The following is a 13,861-nucleotide window of genomic DNA, read 5'->3' as shown; positions in this document are numbered from 1 at the left end:
GCGCGGCGCTCGCCCGGGCGTGGGCCGCCCGGCGCGCCGATGAGGAGCCGCCGGTCGCCGACGACCTCGACCGCGTCGCGATGCGCGTCCTCGACGCGGCCGCCGTGATGTTCGGCGCCGACCACGCCGGGGACGCGCCCGCCTGATCCGGCTCCCGCGGTGGGGCGCTGCGGCGCGCGGGTCAGAAAGGCGGGGGTGGGTAGACGTCGATGTGCACGCCGTCGGGCGGTGGTGGCGCCGGCGGTGGGATGGGCGGATCGTGCGCGGGTGGTCGGTCGTGTCGTCGTCCGGTCGGTGAGGTCCACCTCGTGGTGCCGTCGTCACGGCGGACGGGTGTCCACCCGCCGTGGGTCTTGGCGTTGTGGTGGTGCCGGCACAGCGCATGGAGGTTGTCGATCCGCGTCTGGTCCACGCACCGTGTCTGGTCCACGCCCCGCGCGTCGTGGCCTCCGCCCACCCCCCGCGCGTCGTGGTGTCGGCCGCCGCTCGCGCCACCCTCTCCGGCGCTCTGGGCGTAGGGGGTGATGTGGTCGATGTCGCAGCGGGCGGCGGGCATGCGGCAGCCCGGGAAGGTGCAGGTGCGGTCGCGGGCCACGACAGCGTCGCGCAGCTCCTGGGTCGGGGTGTAGCGGCGGGTCGAGCGGGCGAGTGGTTCACCGGTCCACACGTCGGCCAGCAACGGCTCCCACGTCGAGCGCGCCGCGATCCGCCGCGCCATCGCCGGCGGGATCGGTCCGTACCCCGCCAGCTCGCCCGGCTCGTCGGAGAGTCCCAGCAGCGTCGCCGCCGACGCCGTCACCGCCAGGTGCGGGCGGCGGCCCTGCCGCACGGCCAACGGCGTGCCGTCGGGGTGCACACCGGCGTCCAACCAGCGGGTCGTGACGTCGACCAGGGCGTCGGCGCGCCTTTGATCCAGGTCCCGGTCGTCCTCCGGGGCGGCCTCGCCGGCCAGCGCGGTGAGGGTGGTGTGGATCGCGACCGCCTCGTCAGCGGGCAGGTACGCGCTGAGCCAGGCCATCGCATCGGGCGCCGGGGACAGCTCGACCCGCCGCTCCAGGCAGGCCCGCTCATGACGGACGCGGGCACCCTCGGGGTCACGCAGCAGCTCCATCCGCCGCAGCCGAGCGCGCAGCTGCGGCGCCGTGCACGACACCGCGGCAGGCAGGACCGCGTCGACGACCCGCTGCGCGGCGTCGTGGTCCAGGCGCATCAGCTCGTCGCTGAGCACCGTCGCCCTGCGCACGTCCAGATCGCCACGGGCCAACGCATCTGCCGCGGCGGGCATCCGATCCAGGCCCAGCGCGAGGCCGACCTTGCCGTCGGCGACCGCCTTCGTCGTCGACAAGGCCACGGCGACCTCGTCGGAGACGAACGCACCCGGCGTCCTCCGCCGGCGGGTGGCCAGCTCGGCGATCACACGCGCCTGGCCGGCGGCGACCCACGACCCCAGCCGCTCCCACGCCGCGACAGCCTCCACCAGCGCAGGCTCGTCCAGGTCAGCCGGCTCCAGGGCAGCCATCCGCGCCGCCAGCTCGGGCCCCGGGCGGGCCTCCTCCAGCTCGGCGGCGACCCGGTGACGCACGGACCACAACCACTGCTCCCAGAACTCCACCACCGCGGCGCCCTCGGGCACGACACCCTCCGGCCCGGACGCGCGCGCGTCGCCGTCCGACCCCGAGTCGGGGCCGACGTCGTGCGCGGTGGTGGACATATCGGCACACTACGGGCGACCACTGACACGACCGCCGGCGGCCGTGGGCACGCACGGATCGAGTCGCGGCGGAGCGCCCGGCGTCGACGACCGGACGACGCACCCGGACAGGCATGGGCGTGCGGCACAGAGCCTGCGGCGGAACCGTGTGCGTCTCAGCGCGGACCGCGTCAGGCTCGGCTCAGTCAGCGCAGACCCTCCGCGTGGACCGCGTCAGGCCAGGCCGGCGGCTGCGCGTGCAGCGGCGTCGATCTGTGCGCGGTGTGCCGCCCAGTCTGCGTCGGAGGACGTCGTCGGGTCGGTGCCGGCCGCCTCGTCGAGCTGTTCGCGCAGGATGTCGGCATGACCGGCATGTCGGTTGGTCTCGGTGAGGACGTGCACCATCACGTCGAACAGCGTCACGCCAGGCCGCGGCCACCAGGGCACGACACCAGGAGCGTCGAGCGGCAGCTCCTCGATCGTGGCGTCGGCGTGAGCGCATGCCCGTCGGTAGCGGTCGAGGACGTCGGCGCGCGACTCCCGTTCTGTGACCCACAGGCTGTCGCGGTTCGCGAAGTGCGGGTCGTCAAAGCTGGGGATGTCCTCGGGATACGGGCGGCCGACGACGTCACCGAGGTACCGCGCCTCCGACAGGGTCAGGTGCTTGACGAGGCCGAGCACATTGGTCCCCGTCCTCGTGAGCGGACGCCGAGCGTCGTACTCGGAGAGACCCTCGACCTTGCCGAGCACCGAACGGCGCACCCATCGCAGCTCGTCGTGGAGGGACGCCTTCGCACGGTCGACGATCACCGGCCGAGCATCGCATCATCGGCCCGCCCGGCGCGGCGCGCCGCGCGATCCGCCGCCCGCCGGGAATGCTCTCCGGGTGAGCCACCAGCACGTGCCCGTCGCCGCGTCCCGCCGGACGCGGCTCCTTCTCACGGCGCTCCTCGCGCCCGTGCTGCTCGCGACCGTCGTCGGCGGCCTGCTGCTGCGCGCGCCCGACGACGACGCACCGCGGCTCGAGACCATGGCGCCCGGCTCCTCGGTCGCCGAGGTGACCGTCACGGCGATCGACCCGGACGCGACGGACATGGCGCAGCTCGCCGCGCGCACCGCCGACGGCGACGAGGTCGAGGTCCACGCGCCGCCGGAGTACCTGCCCGAGATCGAGGTGGGCGATGCGGTGCGCGTCATCGTGCTGCCGACGGCGGACCTCGCCGGCGCGCCGCCGGGCACGCCGACGCACGTGTTCGTCGACTTCGTGCGCGGCCCGCCCATGCTGCTGCTCGCCGGCGTCATGGCGGTCCTCGTGGTCGCCGTCGCGCGCCTGCGCGGCGCCGCGGCGCTCCTCGGCCTCGGCCTGTCCCTCGCGGGGCTCGCCTGGTTCACGCTGCCCGCGCTCATCGCCGGACGCCCGGCGGCCGCGGTCGCCGTCGTCTCGGCGACCGGGATCATGGTCGTCGTCCTCTACCTCGTGCACGGGTTCTCGGCCCGCACGTCCACGGCGCTCGTCGGCACGGTCGTCGGCATCCTGCTCACCGCCGGCATCGGCGCGTGGGCCACGGGCGCCACGCACCTCACGGGCCTCGGCGGGGAGAACTCGCTCGACCTGCTGCAGCTCGCGCCCGGCATGTCCCTGAGCGGGGTGCTCCTGTGCGGCCTCGTGCTCGCCGGGCTCGGGGTCCTCAACGACGTGACCATCACGCAGGCGTCGGCCGTGTGGGAGCTGCGCGCGTCCTCGCCGACGGCGAGCCGGCGCGAGGTCTTCGCGCGTGCGATGCGGATCGGCCGCGACCACATCGCCTCGACGGTCTACACGGTCGCGTTCGCCTACGTCGGCGCGGCGCTGCCCCTCGTCCTGCTCGTGGCGATGAGCGACCGGGCGGTGCTCGACGTGCTCAGCGCCGGCGAGGTGGCGGAGGAAATCGTCCGCACCCTCGTGGGCTCGATCGGGCTGGTGCTCGCGATCCCGGTGACGACGGCGCTCGGAGCGCTCGTCGCGGGACCGGGGTCGCTCGCGTCAGCCGACGACGTCGTCGAGGACCGCGAGGCCGTGGAGGTGTGACCCGGCACCGGCCGCGCGCCGCCCGTGCGCCGGTCCGGCGGTGACGACGACGGCGGCGATGAGCGTCGTCAGCGGGATGGCGAGCACGAGCCCGATCGACCCGACCAGCGTCCTCGCGATCTCCTCGGCGAACTGGCCGCTCCCGACGGTCTGCGCGAGCGGGAGGCCGTACACCTCGAGCAGCAGCAGCACGGGCAGCGCGGCGCCCGCGTACGCGAAGGCGATCGTGTAGACGGTCGACGCGATGTGGTCGCGGCCGATGCGCATGCCGCGCCAGAACAGCGCGCGCCGCCCGGCCGTGGGGTCGGCCGCGCGCAGCTCCCACACCGCCGACGCCTGCGTGATGGTCACGTCGTTGAGCACGCCGAGGCCCGCGAGCACGACGCCGCACAGGAAGACTCCGCGCAGGCCGTCGCCGTCGAGCTGACCGGTGTACATCGCGAGCCGGTAGCTCTCCTCGGTCGCGAGACCCGTGAGGTGCGCCGCCCGCGCGACGAGCGCGCCGAGACCCGCGGTGAGGCCGAGCCCGGCGAGCGTGCCGAGCAGCGCCGTCGTCGTGCGGCGCGAGAAGCCGTGCGCGAGGTAGAGGACGACGAACATGATCGCGGCGGACCCGACGAGGCCGACGAGCAGGCCGTCGCGCCCCTCGAGCAGCGCCGGGAGCATGAAGGCGCCGATGACGCCGAAGGCGAGCGCGAGGCCGACCAGCGCTCGGAGCCCGCGCAGCCCGGCGACCGCGACGACGACGAGCCCGAACGCGATCGTCAGCGCCGCGAGCGGCAGGGTGCGCTCGACGTCCTGCCAGATCCACACCTCGGGCTCCGTCGGTGTCGCCGGGTAGTGGGCGAGCACGATCCGCGTGCCGGGCGGCACGTCGTCGGGCGTGACCGTCGCGGGCGCCCAGACCTCGACCGACGACGTCGCGCCCGCGGGCGTCGCGGTCACCCGCGTGCACGTCACCGTCTCGGGGACCGTGCCGTCGGGCAGGCGGTCCTCGTCTGTCCCCTCGCACGCCTCCGCGCGCGCCCCGTCGACGCGCGCGGGGACGTAGGCGGCCTCCTCCGCGAGGACGGCGGTCACCTGCCGCTCGCCGCTCGGCCACAGGGCCACGAGGGCGCCCGCGGTCGCGAGGGCGAGCGGCAGGAGGATCGCCGTGAGGAGGGCCGTCACGCGGTCGGGTCGGGGCACGGCGCCCATCCTCCCGGAGCCGGAGCCGGAGCCGGAGCCGGAGCCGGAGCCGGAGCCGGAGCCTGGACCCGAGCCCGGGCCCGCGTGCGAGTCCGGCTCAGTGGTCGTGCTCGCCCGTCGCCTCCGCCGCGCCCGTCGCCGCGGCGACCTCGTTCGGCGTCACGGACAGCTCGGCACGCAGCCACACCTCGCCCGTCTCGACGTCGACCGCGCTCACGGTGCGCGTCGCGGGGTCCGTGACGTACGCCGAGCCCTCGAGCACGACGACGGCCGGTCGCGGCGACTGCCAGTCGTCCGGCTCGGTCCACGGCTCGACGACCGGCGTGGAGCGCACGAGCGCCCCGGTCTCGGGGTCGAGCACGTGCAGCGCGCCGTCGGTGCCCAGGACCAGCGCCTCGCCGTCGTCCCCGCGCGCGAGCGAGCGGAAGGTGTAGCTCGCGGGCAGGTCGACGAGGCGCAGGGTCGCGGTGCGGGTGTCGACGAGCGAGACGCGCGTGGGGCGCTCGAGCTCGGCGTCCGGGTTCGCCTTGTAGTCGCCGAGGACCACGGGCGACGCCTCGCTCCCGGCCTGGTTGCCGATGCGGCCGTACGGGTCGGGGCTCGCGACCTTGGTGATCGCCCCGTCGCGGTACACGAGCACGCCGTCCTCGCAGCCGATCACGACGGCGTCGTCGGCCGCGACCGCCTCACCGTGCACGCCGGGGCACGCGTCCGACGCCGCGACCTCGGCGCCCGACGCGTCGAGCACGCGGATGCCGGTGCGCGCCTCCTCCGTGCCCTCGGACACCACGAGCTCACCGCTCGCGAGCTCGACGGCGACGCCGTGGTGCGCGTGCGGGGTGGTGGTCTCGCGCACCTCGTGCGCGGCCGCGGGACCCTCCGCGACCTCGGCCGAGGGGACGGAGACGATGCGGCCCGTGCCGTCGTCGAAGAGCACGGTGCGGCCGTCGTGGACGACGACGTGGCCCGGCGTCTCCGCCTCCCAGACGACGTCGGTCAGCTGCGGCTCGGTGGAGTAGTGGTGGGCGTGGTCGCCGTGCGCCTCGGCCCACGTGCCCGCGTCGAGCACGTGGAAGCCGCCCGTGGTCGAGACGAGCACGTGCCGTCCGTCACCGGCGGCGTTGACGCGCGTGAAGCCGTCGAGCTCCAGGTCGGCGACGGGCTCGAGCGTGAGCGCGTCGAGCACCTGCAGGCCGCCGTCGTAGGTCACGACGAGGCGCGGACGGGGAGCCGCCTCCTCGCGGACGTCGGAGGCGACCTCCTCGGTGGTCGGCTCGGGTTCCGCGGCCGACGGCGCGTCGCCGCAGGCCGCGAGGACGAGCGGCAGGGCGAGCGCGGGCGCGGCGAGCCGCAGGCGGGTGGAGGGGTGTCGCATGTCAGGCCTTCCGGTGGAGGTGCAGGTCGGGCGGCGCGGGTTCGGCGCCCCCGCGGTGGGCGCCGACCCGCGCCTCGAACTTAGACCATAACGAGAGTCGTTATCAGTAACGGTTCCACGAGGCGGACGGCCACGCGCCGCTGCTTGTTCGCGGGCGCCGCGTCCGGCCAGGATGGCCGCGTGACGGATGCGACGACGCCGCCCTCCGAGGGCGAGCAGCGCGCCGTCGCGGCCCTCGAGGCCGCCGGGCTGCGCTACCGGCTGACGCGCCACGGGCCGGTCCGGAGCCTCGCGGAGGCCGCGAGAGCGCGCCGGCTCCCGCCCGACCAGATCGTCAAGACGCTCGTCGTGCGCCGCGGTGACGACGACTTCCTGTTCGTGCTCGTGCCGGGCGGCCGGACGATCGCCTGGCCACGGCTGCGCGAGCTGCTCGGCGTCTCGCGGCTGTCCATGCCCGACGCCGCCGTCGCCAAGGAGGTCACGGGCTACGAGCGCGGGACCATCACGCCGTTCGGCGCGACGCGTGCCTGGCCGGTGATCGCCGACGCGCGCGTCGCGGGGCGTCCCATGTCGATCGGCGCGGGTGCGCACGGGGTCGCCGCGACCGTCGACGGCAGCCGTATGGTGCTCGCGCTCGGCGCGACCGTCGCCGACGTCACCGACCCGGAGCCCGGCACCGAAGGTGCCGACGAGCGCCCGGCGGAGGCGCCGGCATGAGCGGGCGTTCACGCGCCGTGCAGGGGCCGTTCACCCGGGTGCGGAACCGTGGGTGTCGGAGGTTCGTCCTACCTTCCGAGGGCACGTGACCGGACCGACCGACGACGGGGATCACATGATCGACGCAGACGACCGGGTGCCGCTCCCGACGGAGCCGGCGCTCGCCGGGGCGCCGTTCGACCCCGACGACGGACGTCCCTGGGGTGGGATCGAGCTGGTCCAGGGCAGCCGGCCCGACGCATCGGAGATCCGGCTGTGGGGCGACGTCGACGCGAGCCTGCGCGACCAGGCGAGCGACGTGATGGCGCGCGTCGTCCTGCGCACGGGCCCTGTGGTCATCGGCGCGGCCGACGTCGACTTCCTGGACTCGACCGGCCTGGCCTTCGTCCTGCAGCTGGTCAAGGCGGGTGAGGAGGAGGGCCGGGAGGTCGTCCTCCTGGACCCGCCGCAGCACATGACCGACCTGGTCTCGATGGTGGGCATGACGGACCGCGTCGCGGTGCGCCGCACGGTCCCCGCTGACGCCGGCTGAGGACTCCCCCCGAGGTCGGGCGACGCCGGCTGCGGACTCGCCCGAGGCCCGGCCGCCGACGGTCGCTGGTCACGCTCGGGGCGCCAGTACGACCGACGACGAGGACCGGACCAGCGTCCTCGTCGTCGGACGTCTCGAGGTGGTGTCAGACCGTCGTGCGTGCGCGGCGTGAGCCGGCCAGCGCGATGCCGCCCGCGGCGATCAGGGCGAGGGCGAGGGCGATGATCGGCGCCGGGGTGCCGCCGGTGACCGGAAGGGCAGCAGCCGCGGCCGCGGCGGCGGGTGCCGTCGGCGCCGCGGGCGTGGCCACGGGGACGACGACGGCCGGGGCGAGCACGCGCAGCGTCACGGGGTCGGACAGGACGACGCCGCCCACGTTCTGCACGACGGCGCGGTAGACGGCGCCGTCCTGCGTGAGCGTGACGTCCTCGACGGTCAGCGTGGTGCCCGTCGCACCCGGGACGTCCACCCACAGGAGGCCGTCGGACGTCCGGACCTGCCACTGGACCGTCGGGGCCGGCGTGCCGGCAACGGCGATCGTGAACGTGGCGTCCGCACCCGGCGCGACCGAGGCCGACGTCGGCGCGGCGGTGATGGTGGGGGCCACCGCCGAGACCGTCAGGAGCGCCTCGGCGCTGACGACGTCACCCGCGGGGTTCGACGCCACGGCGCGGAACAGCAGGCCGTCGGCCTCGAGCGGTGCGTCCTCGAGGACCAGGTCGGTGCCCGTCTCGCCGGGGATCGGCAGCCACGTGGTTCCGCCGTCCTCGGAGGCCTGCCACTGCAGCGTCGGCGCGGGGTCGCCCGTGGCCGCGGCGGACAACGTGACGTCGTCGCCGACGAGGAGCGACGCGTCCTGCGGGTCGGTCGTGAAGACGGGCAGCGACGCGAGCACCGTCAGCGTCGCGGCGGCGCTCGTGACGGAGCCCTCGGGGTTCGTGTGCACGGCGCGCACCTGCCGCCCGGAGTCGGCGTACGTCACGCCGACGAGCTCGAGGGTGCCGGTCGTCGCGCCCAGGACATCGGACCACGTCGCGCCGTCGGACGACGTCTGCCACTGCACCGTGAGCGGCGCGTCGCCCGTCGCGGACGTCGTGAAGGTGGCGGTGCCGCCCGTGCCGACCGTCGTGTCGACGGGCCCGGTCACGACGGGCGCGACGGCGCCGATCCAGACCAGCGGGAACACCTCAGGGTGCCCGGTCTCCCAGGGCAGGCCCGGGTTCGGGTTCGCCGGGCCCACGCTCGAGCACCATCCGGCGCTCCACATCGACAGCTGCTGCGGTGTCACCTGGGCCACCGCACCCGAGGCGTCCCAGCCGTAGACAGCGAACTCGGCGGCCTCGACGGCGAACGGCGTGCCGGCGAACGACACCTCGGCCCGACCGGGATTGCCTCCGCAGTTGCCTCCACCCGCGAACGCGACCCAGTCGGTCGTGCTCCCGGGACGAGCCTGCACGCCGGTGCTCGTGGAGAAGCGGCGATCGGTGCGGAGCACGGTGAAGGGCTCACCGGCCGCTGCGGGCAGCTGCAGCCGGACGCGGCTGTACGTCGTCACGACGTCGCTGCCCCAGACGTCGCCGCCGACACCGTTGAGCGACGTGTTGCCCGCGCCGAGGCTCAGGTACTCGACCGGCGCGCCCGCCATGTCCGCGCACCAGACGTCGAGCGTCTGGCCGAAGACGGTGATCGCGTACGTGCCGTCGGCTGCACCGGGCACGGCGGCGGCGACGTCGGCGCAGCTCGCGTGCGGGCTGATCGCGGCGCTCGCGGTCGAGGCCACGGCGACGGGTGCGAGCAACGCGGTGAGCGCGAGCCCCGTCGTGGTGAGGCGGGCGGGCAGGCGGACGGGAAGAGTGCGGGCCACGGGGGTCCTTCGTGCGGGGGAGGTCCACGCGGGGGCGTGGGAGGGGAACTTGATCTTCACATGCGTGCGGGCCGGGCGGGTGGGGCGCGCCGGGTGAAGTCCGCGGACGACGAACGCCGGGGTCGCCGGCCCGCAGTACCTCGCTGGTGGGGCCAGGGAGGCGGAGCGGGACCGGCGACCCCGGCGTGGGGTCGTGACCTTGGGCCGGTCAGCCGAGCGTGTCGGGGAGGATCGGTGCGTCCTCGCCGAGCACGTGCTGCGCCAGGAAGCCCGTGACCACCTGGTACCAGACCTTGGCGTGCTGCGGGCTGAGCACCCAGTGGTTCTCGTCCGGGAAGTAGAGGAACCGGTGCGGCGTCCGGCCCTCGTCGTCGGCCGGGAGCTGGGAGCTCGAGAGCAGCTCGTACCAGAGCCGCAGGCCCTCGCCCACGGGCACCCGGTAGTCCTTGTCCCCGTGCACCACGAGCATGGGGGTCTTGATGTTCCCCACGTTGCGGTGCGGCGAGTACCGCTCGGCCATCTCGGCCGTCATCTCGCGTGCCCAGTAGAACGCGACGTCCGTCGTGGGCCCGAACTGGTCGAGCGCCCACAGGCTCGCGTGCGTGACGACCGCCTGGAAGCGGTCGGTCTGACCCGCGACCCAGTTGGCCATGTAGCCGCCGAACGACCCGCCCATGGCGGCCGTGCGCGACTCGTCGATGTCCTCGCGCGCGACGGTGGCGTCCGTGATCGCGATGAGGTCGGTGTAGGGCTCCGCGCCCCAGCGTCCCCAGCCGCGCTGGATGAACTCCTGGCCGTACCCGGTCGACAGCGCCGGGTCCGGCATGAGGACCGCGTACCCCTGGGCGACCATCAGCCACGGGTTCCAGCGCCACGACCACGTGTTCCACGAGCCGAGGGGGCCGCCGTGGATCCACAGCAGCAGGGGCGCCGGGTTCTCGGGCCCGCTGCCGTCGGGCAGCGCGAGCCAGCCGCGGACCTCGTGGCCGTCCTCGGCCGTGGTGCGGACCTCGGTGAGCGTGCCGGGCAGCGTGGGCGGCGGCGCGGGCGCGCGCAGCACGGTCACGGTGCCGCGCGTGCGGTGCTCGTCCTCGTCGACCAGGTGGATCCGGACCGGGTGGGCCGGCGCGAGGTACGACGCGCGCATGGCGTAGACGACGCTCGCGTCCGGCGCGACCTGCAGGTCGGAGTACGTGTAGTCGTCGTGCGTCAGCTGCGTGACCTGGTCGCTCGCGAGGTCGACGTGGAACACCGGTGCGCGACCGTCCTGGTCCGCGACCACGAGCAGGCCCGAGCCGTCGGGCAGCCACTGGTGGCACGTCGTCCAGCGGTCCCAGTGCGCGGCGATCTGGTGCGTGCGCTGCTGCTTCGCCGGCGCGCCGTCCTCCGAGGGGGCGGCGAGCGGGACGAGGTGCAGCGTGCGGCGGGGCGCCGTGTCCGGCGTCGAGATCGACTCGCGGACGTAGGCGACCGCGCGGCCGTCGGGCGAGATGACGGGCGAGTCGAGGTCGGCGTCGGGGTCGTCGACGATGACGGTGCGCTGCTGGCTGTCGATGTCGATCCGGACGAGCACGGTGCGGAAGGCGCCCGCCGCCTGGGCGACGCGCCACGTCGAGACCACGAACGTGCCGTCGGGGCTGAAGTCGTACTCGGCCTCGCGCAGCGCGTGGCCGGGCTGCGGCGTGAGGTCGCTGACCTTGAGGTGCTCGACGCTCAGGCTCGCGACCTCGACCGAGCGCGCGACGTCGTCGCCCGGCTTGAAGTGCCAGCCGAGCAGGTGCGGCTGGTCCGGGCCGAGGTCGTGGTCCCAGAACCGGACGGGGTACCCGTCGTGGAGGATCGCCGAGACCTTGGTGTCCTTGCGGAGCTTGCGCAGGCGGTCGTCGTCCGTGCCGCTCGTGGCGCCGGGGAGCATGTCCGTCGCGAAGACGACGGCGGCCGAGGACCGGGCCGTGCGCACGCCGCGGACGCCGCCGGGGCGCGTCGCGACGATGCGGGCCTCGCCACCGCCGGCCGGCAGCACCCAGAGGGCCGGCTTGTCGAGCGGCTTCTCGGCGTCGTCCGTGGCGTCGGCGTTGGGCCGCGAGGACGTGAAGAGCAGGTCGCCGTCGGGCGTGAACGCCGCGCCGGACTCGCCCTGCGACGAGCGCGTGAGGCGCCGCGCGGGCCGCGCGCGCGTGGGGTAGACCTCCCACAGCGCGGTGTGGACCTTCGTCGCGTCGTGGTTCACGGTCGCGACCTGGGTCACGAGGCGTGAGCCGTCGGGCGACAGCACGAGGCCCGACATGCGCGGGAGCGCTACGTACTCGTCGAGGTCGTGGAACGACGTCGTGAGCGTCAGAGCGTCCGCCGTCGAGTCGTCGGTGACCAGGCGGAGTCCCGGTCCGGACTCGTGGGTCGGCTGCATCTGGTTCCTCCTGTGCTGGTGCTGCTGCAGGGTGCCCTGCGAGCGCGCCCGTCGGACATGACGGGGCAGCGTCCACTACATCGGCCGGGCCACACCCCTGGTTGACCCCCTGCACCAGATCTCACCCGTGATCCTTCCACCCCGTGCGCCGAGCGCCGACGGTGACGTCCGCACCGCGTCACGGTGCGACCGCCGCGAGCAGGTCGCGACGATGGCCCGCCAGGAGCCCGGCGAGCCGCGTCCGCAGGTCGGGCAGCACGTCGTCGGGCAGGTCGAGTCCCTCGGCCAGCACGCTCGCGACCCGGCCGGCGCTCACGGCGGCGAGCGCCGCGTGGAGGAGGGGCAGGTCGGCCAGCTCCGGCTCGAGGGCCGGGCGCCGCGCGAGGTAGCCCGTGACGACGGCCTCGTGGAGCCGGCGCAGCCCGGGACGCGGTCGGCCCGCCTCCACGAGGTCACGCAGGGCGTGCGCCAGGTCGACGGCGTGCGGTGCCCGGGTCGCCTCGTCGAGGTCGAACACGGTCACGGCATCGCCGTCCCACGCAAGGTTGTCGAGCTCGAGATCGCCGTGGACCACGGTCGTCGTCCCGGGCCCGTCGTCGCGCCCCGCGAGTCGGTCCCCCACGGTCCGGGCCGCGACCGCCGCCTCGACGTCGCCGAGGCCGGCGAGGGTCTCGGCAGCGGCGGCGAGCCGTGCGCCGAGGGTCGGCAGCGCGTGCACGACGTCCGGGGCGAGCACCGCGACGCGGTCGGTGGCATCGTGGAACGCGGCCACGACGCCGCCCCACGTCCGCGCCCGCGCGTCCGTGAGCTCGTCGAGGTCGAGCTCGCTGCCTCGGGCCGCGAGCACGCACGTCGCGTGGACGGGACCGAGGTCGGTCGCGACGGTCACGACGTCGCCGTCCGCCGACGGCAGGAGCGGCGCGATGGCCAGCCCGTCCTCGACGAGCGCCGTCGTGAGCCGGGCGACCGTCTCGACGGACTCGCGCGGGACGACGTCGGCCGGTGCGAACCGGAGGTACGCGCGCGGCACGTCGTCCGAGGCCGGGAGGACCACGACGTGCGTCGCGCTCGACCGCCACCAGCGGGCGGCGCCCGGCGGACGACCCCACGCGGCCGCCACGGCGTCGGCGACGGGCGACCGCCAGGTCTCGTCGACGGTCCGGGCGAACCGGTCGATCTCCCGCAGCGGCAGCACGCGGCGAGTCTGGCGGCGCCGCCGCGCCCGGCGCACGACCATTTGTCCGCACCTCGGGCGGCCACCCGCTGTGCCGGCGCCCGCCGTGGCCCCGTGCGGCAGACTCGGCGCGTGCGTCGTCTCCTGCCCGGGCTCGCGCTCGTGGTCCTGGTGACGGTCCCGGCGCTGCTCGTCGCGCGCGCCGCGCCGATCTCGGCCCTCGTCGTGGCGATCGTCGCGGGGGCGGTGCTGCAGAACCTCGGGGCGCTCGGCCCGGCGGTGCAGCCGGGGCTCGCGTGGTCGGCGCGGCGGCTGCTGCGAGTCGGCGTCGTGCTGCTCGGGCTGCAGCTCTCCGTCCCGGCGGTGCTCGGCCTGGGCGCGCGCGGGCTCGTCGTCATCCTCGCCACCGTCGCGGTGACGTTCGGCGCGACCGTGCTGCTGGGGCCCGTGCTCGCGGTGCCGCGGCGGCTGACGCTCCTGGTGGCGACCGGGTTCGCGATCTGCGGCGCCGCGGCCGTCGCGGCCATGTCCGCCGTCGTCGACCCCGACGGCGAGGACGAGGAGGACACCGCGACGGCCGTCGCGCTCGTGACGCTCTTCGGCACGGCCGCGCTCGTCGCGCTGCCCCTGCTCGCGGGGGCCTTCGGGTTGGACGACGACGCCGCCGGGCTCTGGATCGGCGCGAGCGTGCACGAGGTCGCGCAGGTGGTCGCCGCCGGGGGCGCCGTCTCCGCTGCCGCGCTCGCCGTCGCGACCGTCACGAAGCTCGGCCGCGTCGTCCTGCTCGCACCCCTCGTCGCGGGGGTCGGCGTCGTGCTGCGCGGGCGGGACGGCGCGGCGCCGCAC

Annotated in this window: 11 protein-coding genes; 4 read left to right on the top strand and 7 right to left on the bottom strand. The window is 75.4% G+C overall.

Annotation, left to right across the window (positions count from 1 at the left end; all coding sequences use genetic code 11):
• Positions 1-181: 181 nt before the first annotated feature.
• Complete coding sequence (locus ICW40_RS15460; protein ID WP_221654906.1) at positions 182-1,711, bottom strand: HNH endonuclease signature motif containing protein; 1,530 nt, start codon at positions 1,709-1,711, stop codon at positions 182-184.
• 213 nt (positions 1,712-1,924) lie between these two features.
• The gene (locus ICW40_RS15455; protein ID WP_221654905.1) at positions 1,925-2,500 is read right to left on the bottom strand and encodes a DinB family protein; all 576 of its coding nucleotides are present in this window, start codon (positions 2,498-2,500) and stop codon (positions 1,925-1,927) included.
• 76 nt (positions 2,501-2,576) lie between these two features.
• Here ICW40_RS15455 and ICW40_RS15450 point away from each other — a divergent pair, with 76 nt between their 5' ends.
• Positions 2,577-3,758 (top strand): YibE/F family protein, encoded by a 1,182-nt coding sequence (locus ICW40_RS15450; RefSeq protein WP_308121848.1) that lies wholly within the window; start codon positions 2,577-2,579, stop codon positions 3,756-3,758.
• Here the strand turns inward: ICW40_RS15450 and ICW40_RS15445 are convergent.
• Both ICW40_RS15445 and aztD read right to left on the bottom strand, forming a co-directional pair.
• On the bottom strand, positions 3,714-4,955 hold the full coding sequence (locus tag ICW40_RS15445; RefSeq protein ID WP_221654904.1) for a YibE/F family protein: 1,242 nt from the start codon (positions 4,953-4,955) through the stop codon (positions 3,714-3,716). The genes ICW40_RS15450 and ICW40_RS15445 overlap by 45 nt on opposite strands.
• A gap of 88 nt (positions 4,956-5,043) precedes the next feature.
• On the bottom strand, positions 5,044-6,321 hold the full coding sequence (gene aztD / locus ICW40_RS15440; RefSeq protein WP_221654903.1) for a zinc metallochaperone AztD: 1,278 nt from the start codon (positions 6,319-6,321) through the stop codon (positions 5,044-5,046).
• 180 nt (positions 6,322-6,501) lie between these two features.
• Here aztD and ICW40_RS15435 point away from each other — a divergent pair, with 180 nt between their 5' ends.
• Both ICW40_RS15435 and ICW40_RS15430 read left to right on the top strand, forming a co-directional pair.
• On the top strand, positions 6,502-7,038 hold the full coding sequence (locus ICW40_RS15435; RefSeq protein ID WP_221654902.1) for an aminoacyl-tRNA deacylase: 537 nt from the start codon (positions 6,502-6,504) through the stop codon (positions 7,036-7,038).
• A 115-nt stretch (positions 7,039-7,153) separates the two neighbouring features.
• Positions 7,154-7,570: an STAS domain-containing protein gene (locus ICW40_RS15430; protein ID WP_221654901.1), complete on the top strand. Its 417-nt coding sequence runs from the start codon at positions 7,154-7,156 to the stop codon at positions 7,568-7,570.
• A 145-nt stretch (positions 7,571-7,715) separates the two neighbouring features.
• Here ICW40_RS15430 and ICW40_RS15425 read toward each other — a convergent pair whose 3' ends face one another.
• The 3 genes from ICW40_RS15425 to ICW40_RS15415 form a co-directional block, all read right to left on the bottom strand.
• Positions 7,716-9,434 (bottom strand): GON domain-containing protein, encoded by a 1,719-nt coding sequence (locus ICW40_RS15425; protein WP_308121846.1) that lies wholly within the window; start codon positions 9,432-9,434, stop codon positions 7,716-7,718.
• A gap of 208 nt (positions 9,435-9,642) precedes the next feature.
• Positions 9,643-11,841, bottom strand: coding sequence for a prolyl oligopeptidase family serine peptidase (locus tag ICW40_RS15420; protein WP_221654900.1), 2,199 nt, complete (start codon positions 11,839-11,841; stop codon positions 9,643-9,645).
• Positions 11,842-12,019: 178 nt separating this feature from the next.
• Positions 12,020-13,036 (bottom strand): phosphotransferase enzyme family protein, encoded by a 1,017-nt coding sequence (locus ICW40_RS15415; protein ID WP_221654899.1) that lies wholly within the window; start codon positions 13,034-13,036, stop codon positions 12,020-12,022.
• A gap of 111 nt (positions 13,037-13,147) precedes the next feature.
• On the opposite strand from ICW40_RS15415, the gene ICW40_RS15410 reads away from it, so the two are divergent.
• Positions 13,148-13,861 (top strand): YeiH family protein (locus tag ICW40_RS15410; protein WP_221654898.1); only part of this gene is annotated, 714 nt, incomplete at its 3' end.

The sequence above is a fragment of the Actinotalea ferrariae genome, from assembly GCF_019733465.1.
GTDB classification, from domain to species: Bacteria; Actinomycetota; Actinomycetes; order Actinomycetales; family Cellulomonadaceae; genus Actinotalea; species Actinotalea ferrariae_A.
Note: the sequence above shows the minus strand (reverse complement) of the source record. Positions and strands in the feature narration are given on the sequence as shown.